The following is a 12,981-nucleotide window of genomic DNA, read 5'->3' on the forward strand; positions in this document are numbered from 1 at the left end:
CCTGTCCCGCCGCATGCCGCGCTACACGCGCTCCTGCCCCGGCAGGAGCCTTGGCACATCCCTAAGCCGGCAGCGCGCTCCGCTGGCGGAACAACTCAACAAAGCCGCCCCGGCGCGCGGACCATCCGACGCTCTCGACCATTCTGAAAAGACGATGCTGCCCAGTTCACTGCATTTGCCACTCAGCATGCTGCCGCAGCCGACCGAGACGACCTGCGGCCCGACGTGCCTGCACGCGGTGTATCGCTATTGGGGAAGCGATGCGTCGCTGGAAACGGTCATCGGGCGCACACGCTCGCTGCGGCACGGCGGCACCTTTGCCGTGTTCCTGGCCTGCGACGCGTTGCTGCATGGGTACTCGGCGACCATCTACACCTTCAACATCAACGTTTTCGACCCGACGTGGTTCCGCAAACGGACGGACGTCGATATTGCGGAGCGGTTGCATGCGCAACGTGAATGGAAACGCGACCGCCGGCTGACCTACGCGACGGACGGATATCTCGAATTCCTTCGCCTTGGCGGCAAACTCCGGTTTACGGATCTCTCGCCGCCGCTGGTGCGCGGTCTGTTGCGCCGCCGCCATCCGATCATCACGGGGGTGAGTTCAACGTTCCTGTACCGAACGGCGCGCGAGTTCGGCCCGCTCGACATTGCCGACGATCTGCGCGGGACACCATCCGGCCACTTCGTGGTCATCGCCGGCTACGACCGTCCGGAACGTAAGCTGCTCGTCGCCGATCCCTATGGCCCGCATCCCTATGGGACAAGCCGGGACTACTGGATACGCATGGACCGCGTGTTCAATGCGGTGATGCTCGGCATCATGACGCACGACGCCAACCTACTCGTCATATCCCCACGCAAGGATGATCGGCGCGAATTCAACGTAAACGGCGACAACACCATGGAGGTCGAATGAGCACCCTGATCGTCGTCGATGATCCCGACGACTGGCCCCCGGCCGCAGACGAAGCCGGCCTCACCATCGTTCCAGCCCGTAGTTACCTGACCGAACCGGCGTACGGCGAAGACCGCAGCGCCCGGGTGTTCAACCTTTGCCGTTCCTACGATTACCAGAGCCTCGGCTACTACGTTTCGCTGCTCGCCGACGCGCGCGGCCACAAGCCGTGGCCACGGGCCGGCACCATCGAGGACTTGCAGTCGCACAACCTGGTGCAAGTCCTTACGGCGCAGCTTTCACAGCTCGTGGACCAGACGCTGGCACCATTGAAGTCCGATCATTTCGAACTCAGCGTCTATTTTGGGCGCAACCTTGCGCAACGCTATGACGTCCTCGCCAGTCAGTTGTTCTCGCTTCTGCGTGCGCCGCTGTTCCGCGCCACGTTCGAACGCTCCGGCGGCCACTGGCAGACCTGCGGGGTACGCCTGCTCGGCATCATGGAGCTTCCCGAAGATCATCGGCACTTCGCCGTGGGGTCCGGACTCAGCTATTTCGCCGGCCGCAACAAACCGGGCAACGGGAATGGCCGCCACCGCTTCGAGTTGGCCATTCTGCACAATCCGCAGGGCGCCAACGTGCCGTCGAACGAGGAAGCGCTGCAGAAATTCGTCGCCGCCGCGAATGAACTCGGCATGCATGCGGAGCTGATCACGGAGGAAGATTTCGAACGTCTCCCGGAGTTCGACGCCCTGTTCATCCGCGATACGACCTTCGTGCATCACTACACGTATCGCTTTGCACGCCGCGCCGAAGGTGAAGGGCTCGTCGTCATCGACGACCCCGAATCGATCCTCAAATGCAACAACAAGGTCTATCTCGCGGAGCTGTTGGCGCACCACAACTTGCCCGTTCCCCGAACGCTGGTCATCCACCGCGGCAACATCGAGCATATTGTGCCGCTGCTCGCCTTGCCGTGTGTTCTGAAGCAACCCGACAGCTCGTTTTCGGTGGGCGTCGACAAGGTCGAGAGCGAGGACGAGTTGCGCAAGACGGTCAACGGGTTGCTGGAAAAATCCGAGTTGATCGTGGCCCAGGAATGGCTTCCGACCGAGTTCGACTGGCGCGTCGGCATTCTCGATCGGCGCGTTATTTTTGTCTGCAAATATTACATGGCACACGGCCATTGGCAGATCATCGATCACAACGGCATGTATGGGCGCAGCGAGGGAAGGACCGAAGCCCTTGCGGTCGGCGAAGCACCGCAGGAGGTCGTACGTATCGCGCTCGAAGCCGCTAACCTCATCGGTGACGGATTTTACGGCGTGGACATCAAACAGACGTCGACGCGCTGTTGCGTCATCGAGGTCAACGACAACCCGAACGTCGACGCAGGCAATGAGGATGCCGTCCTCAAGGATGCTCTCTACCGCGAAGTCATGGCGGTTTTCCGGCGCCGGCTCAAGGGCGGCAGCCCAGGTGGTGAAATATCATGAACGGACGTGACAACGAGATGGACGCGACGGTCCCCACCGCTTCCTCGCAAGACCGAGGACATATCGAGCAGCGGCCGACGCCGCGCCTCGCCTTGCTTCCGGCCTTCGCAGGCTATGGCATAGAAATCGAGTACATGATCGTCAACCGCGCGACACTCGACGTGCAGCCTATCGCCGACCAGCTCCTGACCGATCCCGAAGGGAGCCCGACCAATGACGTCGAACACGGAAACATCGGCTGGTCCAACGAACTAGCGCTGCACGTGCTCGAGTTGAAGAACATCCGCCCCGTGCCGGATATGACCACGCTGGTCGGCGCTTTTCAGGATGAAGTGCGCACGATCAACGATCGCCTCGAAGCCCTCGACGCCTGCCTGATGCCCGGCGGCGTGCACCCATGGATGGACCCGCGCCGCGAAACGCAGCTTTGGCCGCATGACCATGCCGAGATCTATCGCAGCTTCGACCGCATTTTCGATTGCCGCCGCCATGGATGGTCCAACCTGCAAAGCGTGCATCTCAATCTACCGTTTGCCGACGATGCGGAATTCGCCCGGCTGCATGCCGCCGTCCGGCTCGTTTTACCGATCCTACCCGCGCTCGCCGCAAGCTCACCGTGGGTCGACGGCAAAGCGACCGGATTCATGGACTACCGTGTGGAAGCCTACCGCAAGCATCAAGCCCGCATTCCGACCTCGATGGGTAAAGGGATTCCCGAGCCCAGTCGCTCGCCCACGGAGTATCGCGAACACATTCTGGTGCCGATGCTGAACGAAATCACCTCGTTCGACGACGTGCTCGGCCCGGACGCCGGCGCGCTCAGTCAGGAATGGGTCGACGCGCGCGCCGCCGTTCCCCGATTTGCGCGCCATGCGATCGAAGTCCGACTGCTCGACGTTCAGGAATCCACGACGTCCAACCTTGCCGTTGCAGCGGCGACGGCGGCGCTCGTGCGTCGTCTTTATGACGACATGACGGACGCACAACTGGAGAACCCGCTGCCAACCGATTCCTTGGTGACCTTGCTGGAACGTTGTACACGTGACGCCGAACACGCAATCATCGACGACGAGCTTTACCTATCGCGGCTCGGTCTCGGCGGCAAACCCTGCGCTGCCAGCAAGCTGTGGTCGACCTTGATCGATGCCTTTCTCGCTGACGGTCTTCTCGATCGCACCTGGTTGCCCGCGCTGACCGTGATCCGTGCGCACGGCCCTCTGGCGCGACGCCTTTCGGAAGCGCTCGACGGCGATCCTGGCCGGCTGCGCCCTGTCTACGCGCGGTTATGCGAATGCTTACGCGATGACGCGATGTTCCTGGCCACCGGCTGATAACGCCGTTCGCGTATAGCGCGTTCCTGATCGTCGCAACGATGCCGACCACTGGCCGCCCCTCACGTTTTCTCGTCACCTGCGAACACGGTGGCAACCGCGTGCCGGCGCCTTACCGCGCCCTCTTTGCGAGCCACCAAGCGCTCTTGAGGAGCCATCGCGGCTACGACCCGGGAGCGTTGCGTCTGGCTCGCGAACTGGCCGCCTCGCTCGGCGCGCCGACCGTACTGGCGACAACGAGCCGGCTGCTGATCGACCTTAACCGTTCCCCCGGCCATCCGCGTCTCTACTCGGAGGTCACCCGCCCCTTGCCGCTTGCGGCGCGTGAGGAAATCATGGCCCGCTACTACCTTCCCTATCGCCAGCGCGTTGAGCGACAGGTCGGCACATTGCTGGAGCAAGGGTTTCGCGTGGTCCACCTATCGAGCCACAGCTTCACGCCGGTGCTCGACGAACAAGAGCGGAATGCCGATGTGGGCTTTCTCTACGATCCCACGCGGGAGACCGAACGTGTTTTCTGCCTGCATTGGATCGCGGCGTTGCGCCAGCGTTTGCCGGATATCCGTCTACGCCGCAACTATCCGTATGCCGGTCGCTCGGACGGCTTATGTACCTGGCTCCGCCGCCGGCATCCCGGTAACCTTTACCTGGGCGTCGAACTCGAAGTTAACCAGCGCCATGCAACCGCTGGTGGTACCCCTTGGCAAACCTTGCGGCGGAGTATCGTTTCCGCATTGGTGGAGGCGGCCGAAATGCTTGACGCCCATGAGGTTGGCCTCAACGGACATCCCCACGCAGCTGCGTAGAATTCCAAAGAAGTCGTTTTTCCAGCATTGAGTTGCAGCGCATCAAGCTTGCCCTGCGGGGCGTCGGAAATGCCGGATGAATAGCACGGCCCAAGCGACCAGCAGAAGAGCGAAAATTCCGAGCCCCCCAAACAGAAAGTCTTCGGACAGACGGGGCGGCGTATGTCGATTTGCCTGCAATACCAGCCAGTGAACGTAGCACATGAATGCCGCTACCATTACCCCCAGCCATGAGGAACGGGTGGTGAGATAGGTAATGGTCTCCGCTCGGCGATCTGGCGCGAGCCAAAAATCGCGGTTGGGCAAATTGATCATTCCCACCGGCACGGCGCGCACGGAATGCCCCGCGATGACGAGCAGGAGCGGAACTCCAACCGTCACCCCGATCATGAACACGCGGTAAGTCTGGCGCGGCATGAAGCCGTCGGCCGCGCCGCCGGCGCCGAAATGCGAGGCGACGATTTCCGGCAGCCCAGCGGACGTGACAAAGACGAAAACGCCGGCGACGAGCGCTGCCAAAAGGAGCGCTGTGAACGATCTCGTCGACCTGCCCATAATCAGCGCCCCCCTAGAAAGCGTCTTCAGCTGACCGCTAATCGATCGACTGGCCGAAGCGGTTCCAGCGCGGCTGCCAGTGCCCCGTGATGTCTGCCGAAACCAGGATGCGCGTCGCCCGCCCGATCAGCCGGTGGCGCGGCACGAGCCCAAAGTAGCGCGAATCGGCGCTGTTGTCGCGATTGTCTCCGAGCATCAAGTAGTGCGCTTCCGGCACCCGCACCGGGCTAAAGGTATTACGCGCTTGGACTCCTTCAAGAATCTGCATGCGGTGGGCGCGTTGTTCGATCGTTTCCGTCACACGCAACGCCGGTACCTCGACGCCCGGTTCGACACGCTCCTGCCCGGATTCAGGTTCGGTGTAGCGGGCGGCCGTCCCGTTGATGAACAGCACTTCGTCGCGCATTTCCACCAAGTCGCCCGGCAAGCCGACGATCCGCTTGATCAATCGGGTACCGTCCTTGGGCGACGAAAAAACCACCACGTCGCCCCGCTTTGGTTTGCCGGTGCTCAGCACAACCACGTCGGTCAGCGGCATCTTAAGGTCATACGCGAGACGATCGACGAAAACCACGTCGCCCTCCAGCACGCTCGGCCGCATCGATTCGGAGGGAATCGGATTCCAGTCGGCGACGGCCAGCCGGAAGATGCCGAAGCCGAGCATGAACGCGACAAATCCACGATTGCTTCTGATCCATTTCCTCATTTTTCCTCCAGTCACTGGCTCTGTTGTTTCTACCTCACTGGCTCGCGGCGGCTCTTCATTCAGCAAACCGTTCGGTAGCTTAATGGTAATAGCGGTCAAAATAGGAAAGCGGCGGCAAATCCTTGCGCGCCGCGGGGTCGATGGGCCCGTAGTACAAGTCGAAAAGGCCGCGCGGTACGTATTCGCCGCTAACCAGCTTGCGTATGCGGACAACCCGCTCGGCATTCAGCGCCGGCGCCGTGCGCACGTTGAAAACTTCCGGCGCAATGAGCATCGCGACGATCGACGTGTACTCGTCGTCAGTCAGTTCCCGGAAGGATTTGTCGAAATAGGTGTGCGCCGCCTGCTCGAAACCTTTTACGTCGCGCCCGAGGTAAGCGGTGTTCAGGAACAGGCGGAGTTGTTCTTCCTTCGGCATCAGAGGGTCCAACGCGAAGCCGGCAATCAAGGTTTGTCTGATCTTTGCAATACCGGGCGAGAACTTCTCGAAATAGAGTTGCTTGACGAGCGCCTGGGTAATCGTTGTGATGCCGGCGCCCGGTGTGGAAAGATCGACGCCGCGGTGCTGGAAAAAGCGCGGATCCTCGACCTTGAGCAGGATGTCGAGCCGATGTGGCGTCAGATCGGACACCGAGATCGGATAGTGCGCCGCCCGTGCGGCGGGCAGGACCGTATCCTCGGTGAACTGCCGGGCTCGGCCAACCTCCCAGGCGTAATACAAAACCACAGGAATGCAGAACAGGATAAGCGCGACGGCAAGCACACGAAGCAAACGAACAAAGCGCATGGCAGATCTAGTCGGGAGTGTATTCAATCAAGGAACGTCCGAACCGAGCAGTTCGAGGAAAGCGCTCAAGTCGGGCATCGAATCGTAGTACAACCCGTCGCCATCGCAGGCGTCCCAGGACGCCCTGGACGCAAGATGCAACTGCGCGGCGAACCGGAGCGGCGCATCCGTCTCGAGAAGACCGACGGGAATCCAATAGTACGGCAAACCTCGCAGCGGGTTTGGTACCGGTGACCCGCAGGTGGCACAAAAATCGGAACGGAAGCCGCTATCCTTGCACCAGGATGAAATCGCCTGCTCGCCGTTCAACCAGCGGAATTTGCGCGCCCCGACGATGGTTGCGGCATTCGAGGCAGTACCGCTCTGCTTTCGGCATAGCGAACAATGGCACTGGTACAAGCGAGGGATCGAACCGAGGATTTCGAACGCGACCTCACCACAGAGGCATTTTCCTATCATGCGCAATACCTGCATCCAAGCTTGCCCGTTTGTGAAACGGGCGTGAGAGTTCCCATCACATGCCCTCGCCCATGGCAGAGGCATTCCGGCAGGCGGCTGAGGGTTCGTCGGGACGCATACGAAACAGCGTAACGAGCAGGAAAACCAGACCGAAGATGATCGAGAACGTACCCATGAACGGCGGCACGTACGTCATCGGCTCTGGCCCCGGGATCAGTGCGTTCCGCTCAGGCGCTTTCGGGTCGAAATAGACGCGAACCTGCGCTCCTTTCCGGAATGCCGAAAGCATCTCCTCCGACTCGGTTTTCGTCCGTGTCGAGCGCTTGTTGTAATCAAGCCTTGACCCTTCGTAGCGCACGCCGCCGACGATGAAATGATATTTGACCTCTTGTGAGTAGCCACGGTGACTGGAATTGAACACCGTTTCCGACAGATCGACCACGCCCTCTGCCGCAGGCCAAGTCCGGCTGGCCCGGGCTTCCAGCAGGATCGACAGACTGATGGCCAGGATCACCGTCCCAACCGAGATGCAGAAAACGGAGAAGACGACGCCGAGAAGGGTTTTCAAGTTGGCCGACCAGCGTGAAAGCAAAGCCAAGTCAATAGCAGGAGGCATCATCCGTCAGTCCGTTTCAGGCTCGGCATCCTCGTACGCGCTGGGTATAAAGCGCGGTGTGCATAGCGCAAGGAAAACGAGATCGTCCGTCCAGGGATTCGTAATCCGCTGGCGGCAACCTGGCGGAATGAGAACAACGTCGCCCGCCCGCACGATGTGCGGTGAAAGATCGCCAACTTCAACCACGCCCTCCCCCGCGAGTACCACGTATCGCTCCGTCGTTCCCTGAAGGCGATGCCACCGGGTCGCCGTTCCTGGGCGAACCCTCGCGCGAGCGACTGACAACGCGGCATCCCGGTCGCTGTTCGACCACTCGGTGATGTAACACCCCTCGTCGATCAGATGCTCGGATGCCGGATCACAAACAATGACTCCCGGAATCATTTCGGGATTCTTCCCAATGCAACCTCCGATAACGACTGCTCTGTGTACGATAAATTCAAACAGCATTCCTAGGAAAGCTATCGTTGTCAACGATGCGCCCCGCTACTGAGCGCCAGATCGTCGGTTGGCGGCGCCAGCGCCGGTGGGACCGTATGAAAAACCTCGCGTCGACTGCAAAAGCTCACCTACTGGGGAATAAATCGCGCGCAGTAGGCCATTCCGTTCTTCGTGGCCCAAACCACGTATCGACGAACGGAAGCGCCTCCTCAAGCGAGTCGAGCACGGTTACGCAGTTCGAGGCGAGTTCGGCCGTCGGCCGCAAAAGGTCCGGGACGATAACGAGCCGGGCGCCGGCAGCGAGCGCTGCGCGGGCGCCGAAATGACTGTCTTCGAAGGCCAAGCACTCCGTCGCAGGAATGCCAAGGCGGCGCGCAGCGAGGAGGTAAACCGCCGGGTCTGGTTTGCCACGGGGAACCTCGTCGCCTCCTGCAACCGAGCTGAAGAAGTGAAGAATGCCGGCCATATGCAGGCGTTCCTCGATTTCCGCAAAGGACGACGACGAAGCCACGGCGCAAGGGACGCCGCGTTCCACGAGCGTGGCCAACAGGCTTTTGACGCCAGCTTTCACCGCAAAGCCGGTGGAGGCGCACAGCGCAATGAGCCGTTTCTCGACCGTCAGCCGCGCCAACTCGAACGAGTCGATGCCACCGAAGGCTTCGATCATGATCGCATCCGACTCTGCCGAGGAGCGCCCGACGACCGCTGTGTAGTGATGTTCGGAGAAAGCGACACCGAGTTGTTCCGCCGCGCTCAACCAGGCGCTCATGATCGACCGCTCGGAATCGATGAGCAGGCCGTCCATGTCGAAAAGCGCGCCGCGGAACATCATATATGTGGGGGTCTCGGTGACTTCTGGATTGTGTGAAGATTCGACGACGATTTCAGTTTCGCCCCGTCAGCGATGCGGTATATACCCCGGCCCCGATCAGGCAACACGCACCTGACCGGTTGAAAAGCCGCCTTGCGGCAGGCCGCTCGGCCGCGGCGCGGAAGCGCCCCGCCGCCAGCGCATACACCAGAAGAACCAGGCAGGCGATGGACGCGAAAGCGGCGCCGAGGATCAGCATCTGCGGCCCGGCCGGGTAGGCTGAGTCAATGAATTGCGGCATGAACGCCGCGTAAAAGGCGAGGCCTTTCGGGTGCAGGATGTTCGCCGTGAAAGCGCGCGCGACGATCTTCAGCGGCCGAGTATCTTTCCGAACCGTGCTCTCGGGACCTTCAGGCTGAACACGCCATAACTGGATGCCGAGAAAGACGAGGTAGGCGGCGCCGCACCATTTGAGGATCGAAAAGAGCGTCGCCGAGGCCGCGAGCACGGCGCCCAGCCCCAGGAAGGTAAGCGTCATCGCCGAGATATCGCCAAGGCAAACACCGAGTATGCAAAGCAGCGCCGCTCGGCGCCCGGAAGAAAGCGCGTAACCTGTCACGAGCAGGATCGTCGGCCCCGGAATGACGACAATCGCGAACGCGGCCGCCGAGAACGTCAACAGCACATCAAAAGGCACCCATTCCATAACGTTTCCTCCGCAAACGACTGTCGGAATTATCGCCCGGAGGCATCGGCAACGAGAAGACCTGGCCGCATTTCGTGGACTACATTCTTTCGGCGCCGGAAAAGACCGGTGTCACGAGCCCGTTCGCCGAACTCGATCTGCGCAAACAAGGCGAGAACGCCCCATCGGTGCTAGGGCGACGTGACTCGCGAACCGGTTGCTGCCGGAGTGAGGAAAGCGGTCGGTGTTTTCGTGTTCACGGAAAGCGATGCGTTGAATCTCGCAACCGTTACCCGCGCCCGCTTCATCCTGGCGTCTACGTGGCCGTTCGCCAACATGGCAAACGCCAGCCCGATCGACGCGTCGATGGCCTCGCTGCGCTTCGTCAAGGCGGAAATCGTCTCGCACAAGGCGTGCCAACTGCTCACGTCGCCACCGCTTATCCGCTTCCCCAAATATCTCGATGAGGATTCGCGCGACCAGATCCTGTTCGCCGGCCCCGAAATTACCGCAACTTGCAGCGGCGCTTTCTTCTCGGGCCGCGCCCGCTCACCTACGTCCGCACGGGAATCGAGTCGCGGCGCTGTTGGCTCTTCCGTCACTAGTTTCTGCGCGACACGGCATAGCGACCGACCTACTTCATACCCAGTCGCTTGGCCATCTCGTCGGTCAAGGACTGGTCGTTGGCATAACCTTCCCATGGGTCGTGCATACGAGTCTTGAGCCGTTCGGCAAGATTTTGCACGGTCCACACGGACGCTCCGGCTAGCCTCTCGAGTTCATCGCGGGCGATGGGAACGGAGACGCCGAGCCCCGGCCTCGCCCGGACCGAGTAGGCGGAAACCGTGGTGCCGCCTTTCTGGTTGCGCAAATAGTCGACGAAAATCTTGCCGACGCGATTTTGCGGGCCCATGCGAGCCGAGAAACGGTCGGGTAACTGCCGCGCAAGGTGCGAGGACACCGCTTTGCAGAAAGCCTTGGCAAAAACCCAGTCGCGCTCGGGAGCAATCGGCACTACGACGTGCAGCCCCTTGCCACCGCTGGTTTTGAGAAACGGCCGTAGGCCGAGCTCGTCGAGCAGCGCGAGAACAAGCTGCGTTCCTTCGAGGACGCGCGGCCAAGGCAACGAGGGATCGGGGTCGAGATCGAAGATCAGGCGGTCGGGGTTGTCGAGCGCATCGCCGGTCGCATTCCAGGTGTGGAACTCGATAGCACCCATCTGGACGGCACTGAGAAGCTCTTCGATATTTCCGACTTCCATCAATAGCTCGTCATCCGGCCCGCGCAGGCGAATTCCCGGAATCGACAGCGTTCCCGCGTGGCGCTGGAAGATGTGCTCGCCTTCGATGCCGTCTGGGATACGCAGAAACGCCACCGGACGATTGACAAGGTGCGGCAGCAGCCGCGAGGCGATGCTGCGGTAGAACTCTGCGAGACCGAGTTTGGTCAGCCCAGTCGTCACGTCGATTACACGGTCGGGATGGCTAATGCGTACGCCGGCCACTTCAGTGCTGCCGTCACGGGCGCGCGTTGGCGATGTGGCACGTTTCTTTGGAGGCCCCGATTCAGCCGACTCCGGGTACGCGGGTTTTTGTGAGGGCACCTGCACGGCCTGTTCGCGTTCTGCCGACTGTGCCGGTTTGTCCTCGCGCAGGCCTCGGAACGTGGCGTGGCGGATCTTTCCTTCGCGCGTCCACGAACCGAATTCGATCTCGCACAGGAGTTCGGGATGAACCCAAGTTACACCTCGTGCCTCGCTGCCCTTCGGTGGGTCGGCGAATGGGGGCGCAGCGCTCACCAGCTCTTGCATGCGCGAGTGCAACGACTTCAAGCTCGTATCGGTGAAACCCGCGCCAACCCGGCCGACGTATCGGAGGCGGCGCTTCCCTCCTCCCGCTTTCTTGGAATCGCCATCCTCATAAACGCCGAGCAGGAGCGATCCAAAACTACTGCGCGACCCTTGCGGACTGGAGTAACCACCGATCACAAACTCTTGCCGTCGCTTGCACTTGAGCTTGATCCAATCCGTGCTGCGCTTGGATACGTAGGCGCTCCCCGCGCGCTTGCCGATGACCCCTTCGAGTCTGAGCGAGCACGCCGTTTCGAGCACCGCATCGCCCGCCGCCGAAATGTCTTCGGAAAAACGCAAGGCATCGTCAGAGCGGCGTTCAAGAACGGCGCGCAGCAGCGCACGTCGCTGCTCGATTGGTGTCGCGCGCAAATCGAGCCCGCTGAAATACGGCAGATCGAACAGGCAATAGACGAGGTCGCCGGCACGCTGCTCCTCGAAGGCGTTCTGCAGTGACTGGAAATCAGGCAAGCCCTGCTCGTCGATCACCACCACTTCGCCATCCAGCCATGCCGAATCGAGGCCCAGATTGCGCACAGCGACAACGAGCGGTTTCACTTTCTCTGACCAGTCGAGCCCATTGCGGGTGAAGATGCGTACATCATCGCCATCGACACGTGCCAGCATCCGGTAACCGTCGAACTTCACCTCATAGCGCCAATCGCCCGCTGGCGGCTCTTGCACCAGGGTGGCGAGCTGCGGCGATAGGCGCATCGGCAGCTTACCGGCGCGCGCACCCTTGAGCATGGCAGCGTCCGCGTTCGCACCAGCAGCACCCTTCGTCTGTTTGCGGTCTCCCGAAGCCGCGCTTTTGTCCTCAGTCGGAGCACTTGTTTTCGCGCGACTGGCCCGCGGCGTTTTGGTCGACGACTGTGCAAGCACGCTCTCGGGGCGCTCCAGCGTCAGATCATAGTCGTCTTCGGTGCGTGCCTCCGCGTCGTTTTCCTTGAGCAGCAGCCACTGTTCCTTGCCACCACTGGCGGGCAGACGTGTACGCACCAACGTCCAGCCGCCGCGCAACTTCTCGCCATCGAGGGTGAACTTGAGTTTTCCTTCCCGGTACGCGGCGCTCGGGTCGGCGTCGAGCGGATGCCAGCGGCCGTGGTCCCAGACGATCACCTCGCCGGCGCCGTACTCCCCTTCGGGGATGCGCCCTTCGAATCCGGCGTAAGCGATCGGGTGGTCTTCAACGTGTACCGCGAGCCGCTTGACCGTCGGGTCGAGGGATGGTCCTTTCGGCACGGCCCAGCTCTTGAGCGCGCCATCGAGTTCGAGCCGGAAATCGTAGTGCAGCCGGCGCGCGGCATGTTTCTGTACGACGAATTGCAACCCCGCGCTTTTCCCTCGCCCGCGCGCAGATCGCTTCCTATCACTGGCTCCTGCCGGCTCGGGCGTCAGCGAGAAGTCACGTTTCCGGGCGTACTCGCCGAGCGTTTCCTTGATAGTCGAAGCAGAAGGATAAGGATGTCGAGCCGGATCGCCAGCCGGCTGTTTTGCCCGATTACGGGAACGTGTCGCTCGTTTCTCCATGTCCATGG

Annotated in this window: 14 protein-coding genes; 4 read left to right on the forward strand and 10 right to left on the reverse strand. The window is 61.5% G+C overall.

Annotated features, from left to right (window positions below; all coding sequences use genetic code 11):
• Positions 1 to 154: 154 nt before the first annotated feature.
• The 4 genes from NZ453_RS06220 to NZ453_RS06235 are packed head-to-tail and all read left to right on the forward strand — an operon-like array spanning position 155 to position 4,534.
• Entirely contained in the window at positions 155 to 922 is a 768-nt protein-coding gene (locus NZ453_RS06220; RefSeq protein ID WP_263769588.1) for a cysteine peptidase family C39 domain-containing protein, read from the forward strand.
• Complete coding sequence (locus NZ453_RS06225) at positions 919 to 2,397, forward strand: RimK family protein (RefSeq protein ID WP_263769589.1); 1,479 nt, start codon at positions 919 to 921, stop codon at positions 2,395 to 2,397. The genes NZ453_RS06220 and NZ453_RS06225 overlap by 4 nt, the downstream gene beginning before the upstream one ends.
• Positions 2,394 to 3,728 carry a carboxylate-amine ligase gene (locus NZ453_RS06230; protein WP_263769590.1) on the forward strand — a complete coding sequence of 445 codons (1,335 nt, stop codon included), beginning with the start codon at positions 2,394 to 2,396 and terminating at the stop codon, positions 3,726 to 3,728. Before NZ453_RS06225 ends, NZ453_RS06230 begins: the two co-directional genes overlap by 4 nt.
• A gap of 41 nt (positions 3,729 to 3,769) precedes the next feature.
• On the forward strand, positions 3,770 to 4,534 hold the full coding sequence (locus tag NZ453_RS06235; RefSeq protein WP_263769591.1) for an N-formylglutamate amidohydrolase: 765 nt from the start codon (positions 3,770 to 3,772) through the stop codon (positions 4,532 to 4,534).
• 42 nt (positions 4,535 to 4,576) lie between these two features.
• On the opposite strand, the gene NZ453_RS06240 is transcribed toward NZ453_RS06235, so the two are convergent.
• The 10 genes from NZ453_RS06240 to ligD form a co-directional block, all read right to left on the reverse strand.
• On the reverse strand, positions 4,577 to 5,089 hold the full coding sequence (locus tag NZ453_RS06240) for a DUF1648 domain-containing protein (protein ID WP_263769592.1): 513 nt from the start codon (positions 5,087 to 5,089) through the stop codon (positions 4,577 to 4,579).
• Between the two features lie 37 nt (positions 5,090 to 5,126).
• Positions 5,127 to 5,795 (reverse strand): signal peptidase I, encoded by a 669-nt coding sequence (lepB, locus tag NZ453_RS06245; RefSeq protein WP_263769593.1) that lies wholly within the window; start codon positions 5,793 to 5,795, stop codon positions 5,127 to 5,129.
• Between the two features lie 79 nt (positions 5,796 to 5,874).
• Complete coding sequence (locus NZ453_RS06250) at positions 5,875 to 6,582, reverse strand: biosynthetic peptidoglycan transglycosylase (protein ID WP_263769594.1); 708 nt, start codon at positions 6,580 to 6,582, stop codon at positions 5,875 to 5,877.
• Between the two features lie 27 nt (positions 6,583 to 6,609).
• Positions 6,610 to 7,041 (reverse strand): GFA family protein, encoded by a 432-nt coding sequence (locus NZ453_RS06255; RefSeq protein WP_263769595.1) that lies wholly within the window; start codon positions 7,039 to 7,041, stop codon positions 6,610 to 6,612.
• 55 nt (positions 7,042 to 7,096) lie between these two features.
• Positions 7,097 to 7,660, reverse strand: coding sequence for a DUF3592 domain-containing protein (locus tag NZ453_RS06260; RefSeq protein ID WP_263769596.1), 564 nt, complete (start codon positions 7,658 to 7,660; stop codon positions 7,097 to 7,099).
• 3 nt (positions 7,661 to 7,663) lie between these two features.
• Positions 7,664 to 8,041, reverse strand: coding sequence for a cupin domain-containing protein (locus NZ453_RS06265; RefSeq protein ID WP_263769597.1), 378 nt, complete (start codon positions 8,039 to 8,041; stop codon positions 7,664 to 7,666).
• A 181-nt stretch (positions 8,042 to 8,222) separates the two neighbouring features.
• Positions 8,223 to 8,930, reverse strand: a complete 708-nt coding sequence (locus NZ453_RS06270) for an HAD family hydrolase (protein WP_263769598.1) — start codon at positions 8,928 to 8,930, stop codon at positions 8,223 to 8,225.
• Positions 8,931 to 8,982: 52 nt separating this feature from the next.
• Entirely contained in the window at positions 8,983 to 9,615 is a 633-nt protein-coding gene (locus NZ453_RS06275; protein WP_263769599.1) for a LysE family translocator, read from the reverse strand.
• Positions 9,616 to 9,785: 170 nt separating this feature from the next.
• Complete coding sequence (locus NZ453_RS06280; protein WP_263769600.1) at positions 9,786 to 10,022, reverse strand: hypothetical protein; 237 nt, start codon at positions 10,020 to 10,022, stop codon at positions 9,786 to 9,788.
• Between the two features lie 206 nt (positions 10,023 to 10,228).
• A complete protein-coding gene (ligD, locus tag NZ453_RS06285; RefSeq protein ID WP_338051145.1) occupies positions 10,229 to 12,979 on the reverse strand; it encodes a DNA ligase D in 2,751 nt (916 codons plus the stop codon).
• Positions 12,980 to 12,981 lie beyond the last annotated feature (2 nt).

Origin of the sequence: Propionivibrio soli, assembly GCF_025770765.1 — a bacterium.
In the GTDB taxonomy this organism is placed as follows: domain Bacteria; phylum Pseudomonadota; class Gammaproteobacteria; order Burkholderiales; family Rhodocyclaceae; genus Propionivibrio; species Propionivibrio soli.

Bases quoted from the DNA above. Each gene is read 5' to 3' on its own strand.
- NZ453_RS06250 (WP_263769594.1), bottom strand. From the start codon at position 6,582: ATGCGCTTTGTTCGTTTGCTTCGTGTGCTTGCCGTCGCGCTTATCCTG.
- NZ453_RS06265 (WP_263769597.1), bottom strand. From the start codon at position 8,041: ATGATTCCGGGAGTCATTGTTTGTGATCCGGCATCCGAGCATCTGATC.
- NZ453_RS06275 (WP_263769599.1), bottom strand. From the start codon at position 9,615: ATGGAATGGGTGCCTTTTGATGTGCTGTTGACGTTCTCGGCGGCCGCG.
- NZ453_RS06240 (WP_263769592.1), bottom strand. From the start codon at position 5,089: ATGGGCAGGTCGACGAGATCGTTCACAGCGCTCCTTTTGGCAGCGCTC.
- NZ453_RS06260 (WP_263769596.1), bottom strand. From the start codon at position 7,660: ATGATGCCTCCTGCTATTGACTTGGCTTTGCTTTCACGCTGGTCGGCC.
- NZ453_RS06270 (WP_263769598.1), bottom strand. From the start codon at position 8,930: ATGATGTTCCGCGGCGCGCTTTTCGACATGGACGGCCTGCTCATCGAT.
- lepB (WP_263769593.1), bottom strand. From the start codon at position 5,795: ATGAGGAAATGGATCAGAAGCAATCGTGGATTTGTCGCGTTCATGCTC.
- NZ453_RS06225 (WP_263769589.1), top strand. From the start codon at position 919: ATGAGCACCCTGATCGTCGTCGATGATCCCGACGACTGGCCCCCGGCC.
- ligD (WP_338051145.1), bottom strand. From the start codon at position 12,979: ATGGACATGGAGAAACGAGCGACACGTTCCCGTAATCGGGCAAAACAG.
- NZ453_RS06220 (WP_263769588.1), top strand. From the start codon at position 155: ATGCTGCCCAGTTCACTGCATTTGCCACTCAGCATGCTGCCGCAGCCG.
- NZ453_RS06255 (WP_263769595.1), bottom strand. From the start codon at position 7,041: ATGATAGGAAAATGCCTCTGTGGTGAGGTCGCGTTCGAAATCCTCGGT.
- NZ453_RS06230 (WP_263769590.1), top strand. From the start codon at position 2,394: ATGAACGGACGTGACAACGAGATGGACGCGACGGTCCCCACCGCTTCC.
- NZ453_RS06235 (WP_263769591.1), top strand. From the start codon at position 3,770: ATGCCGACCACTGGCCGCCCCTCACGTTTTCTCGTCACCTGCGAACAC.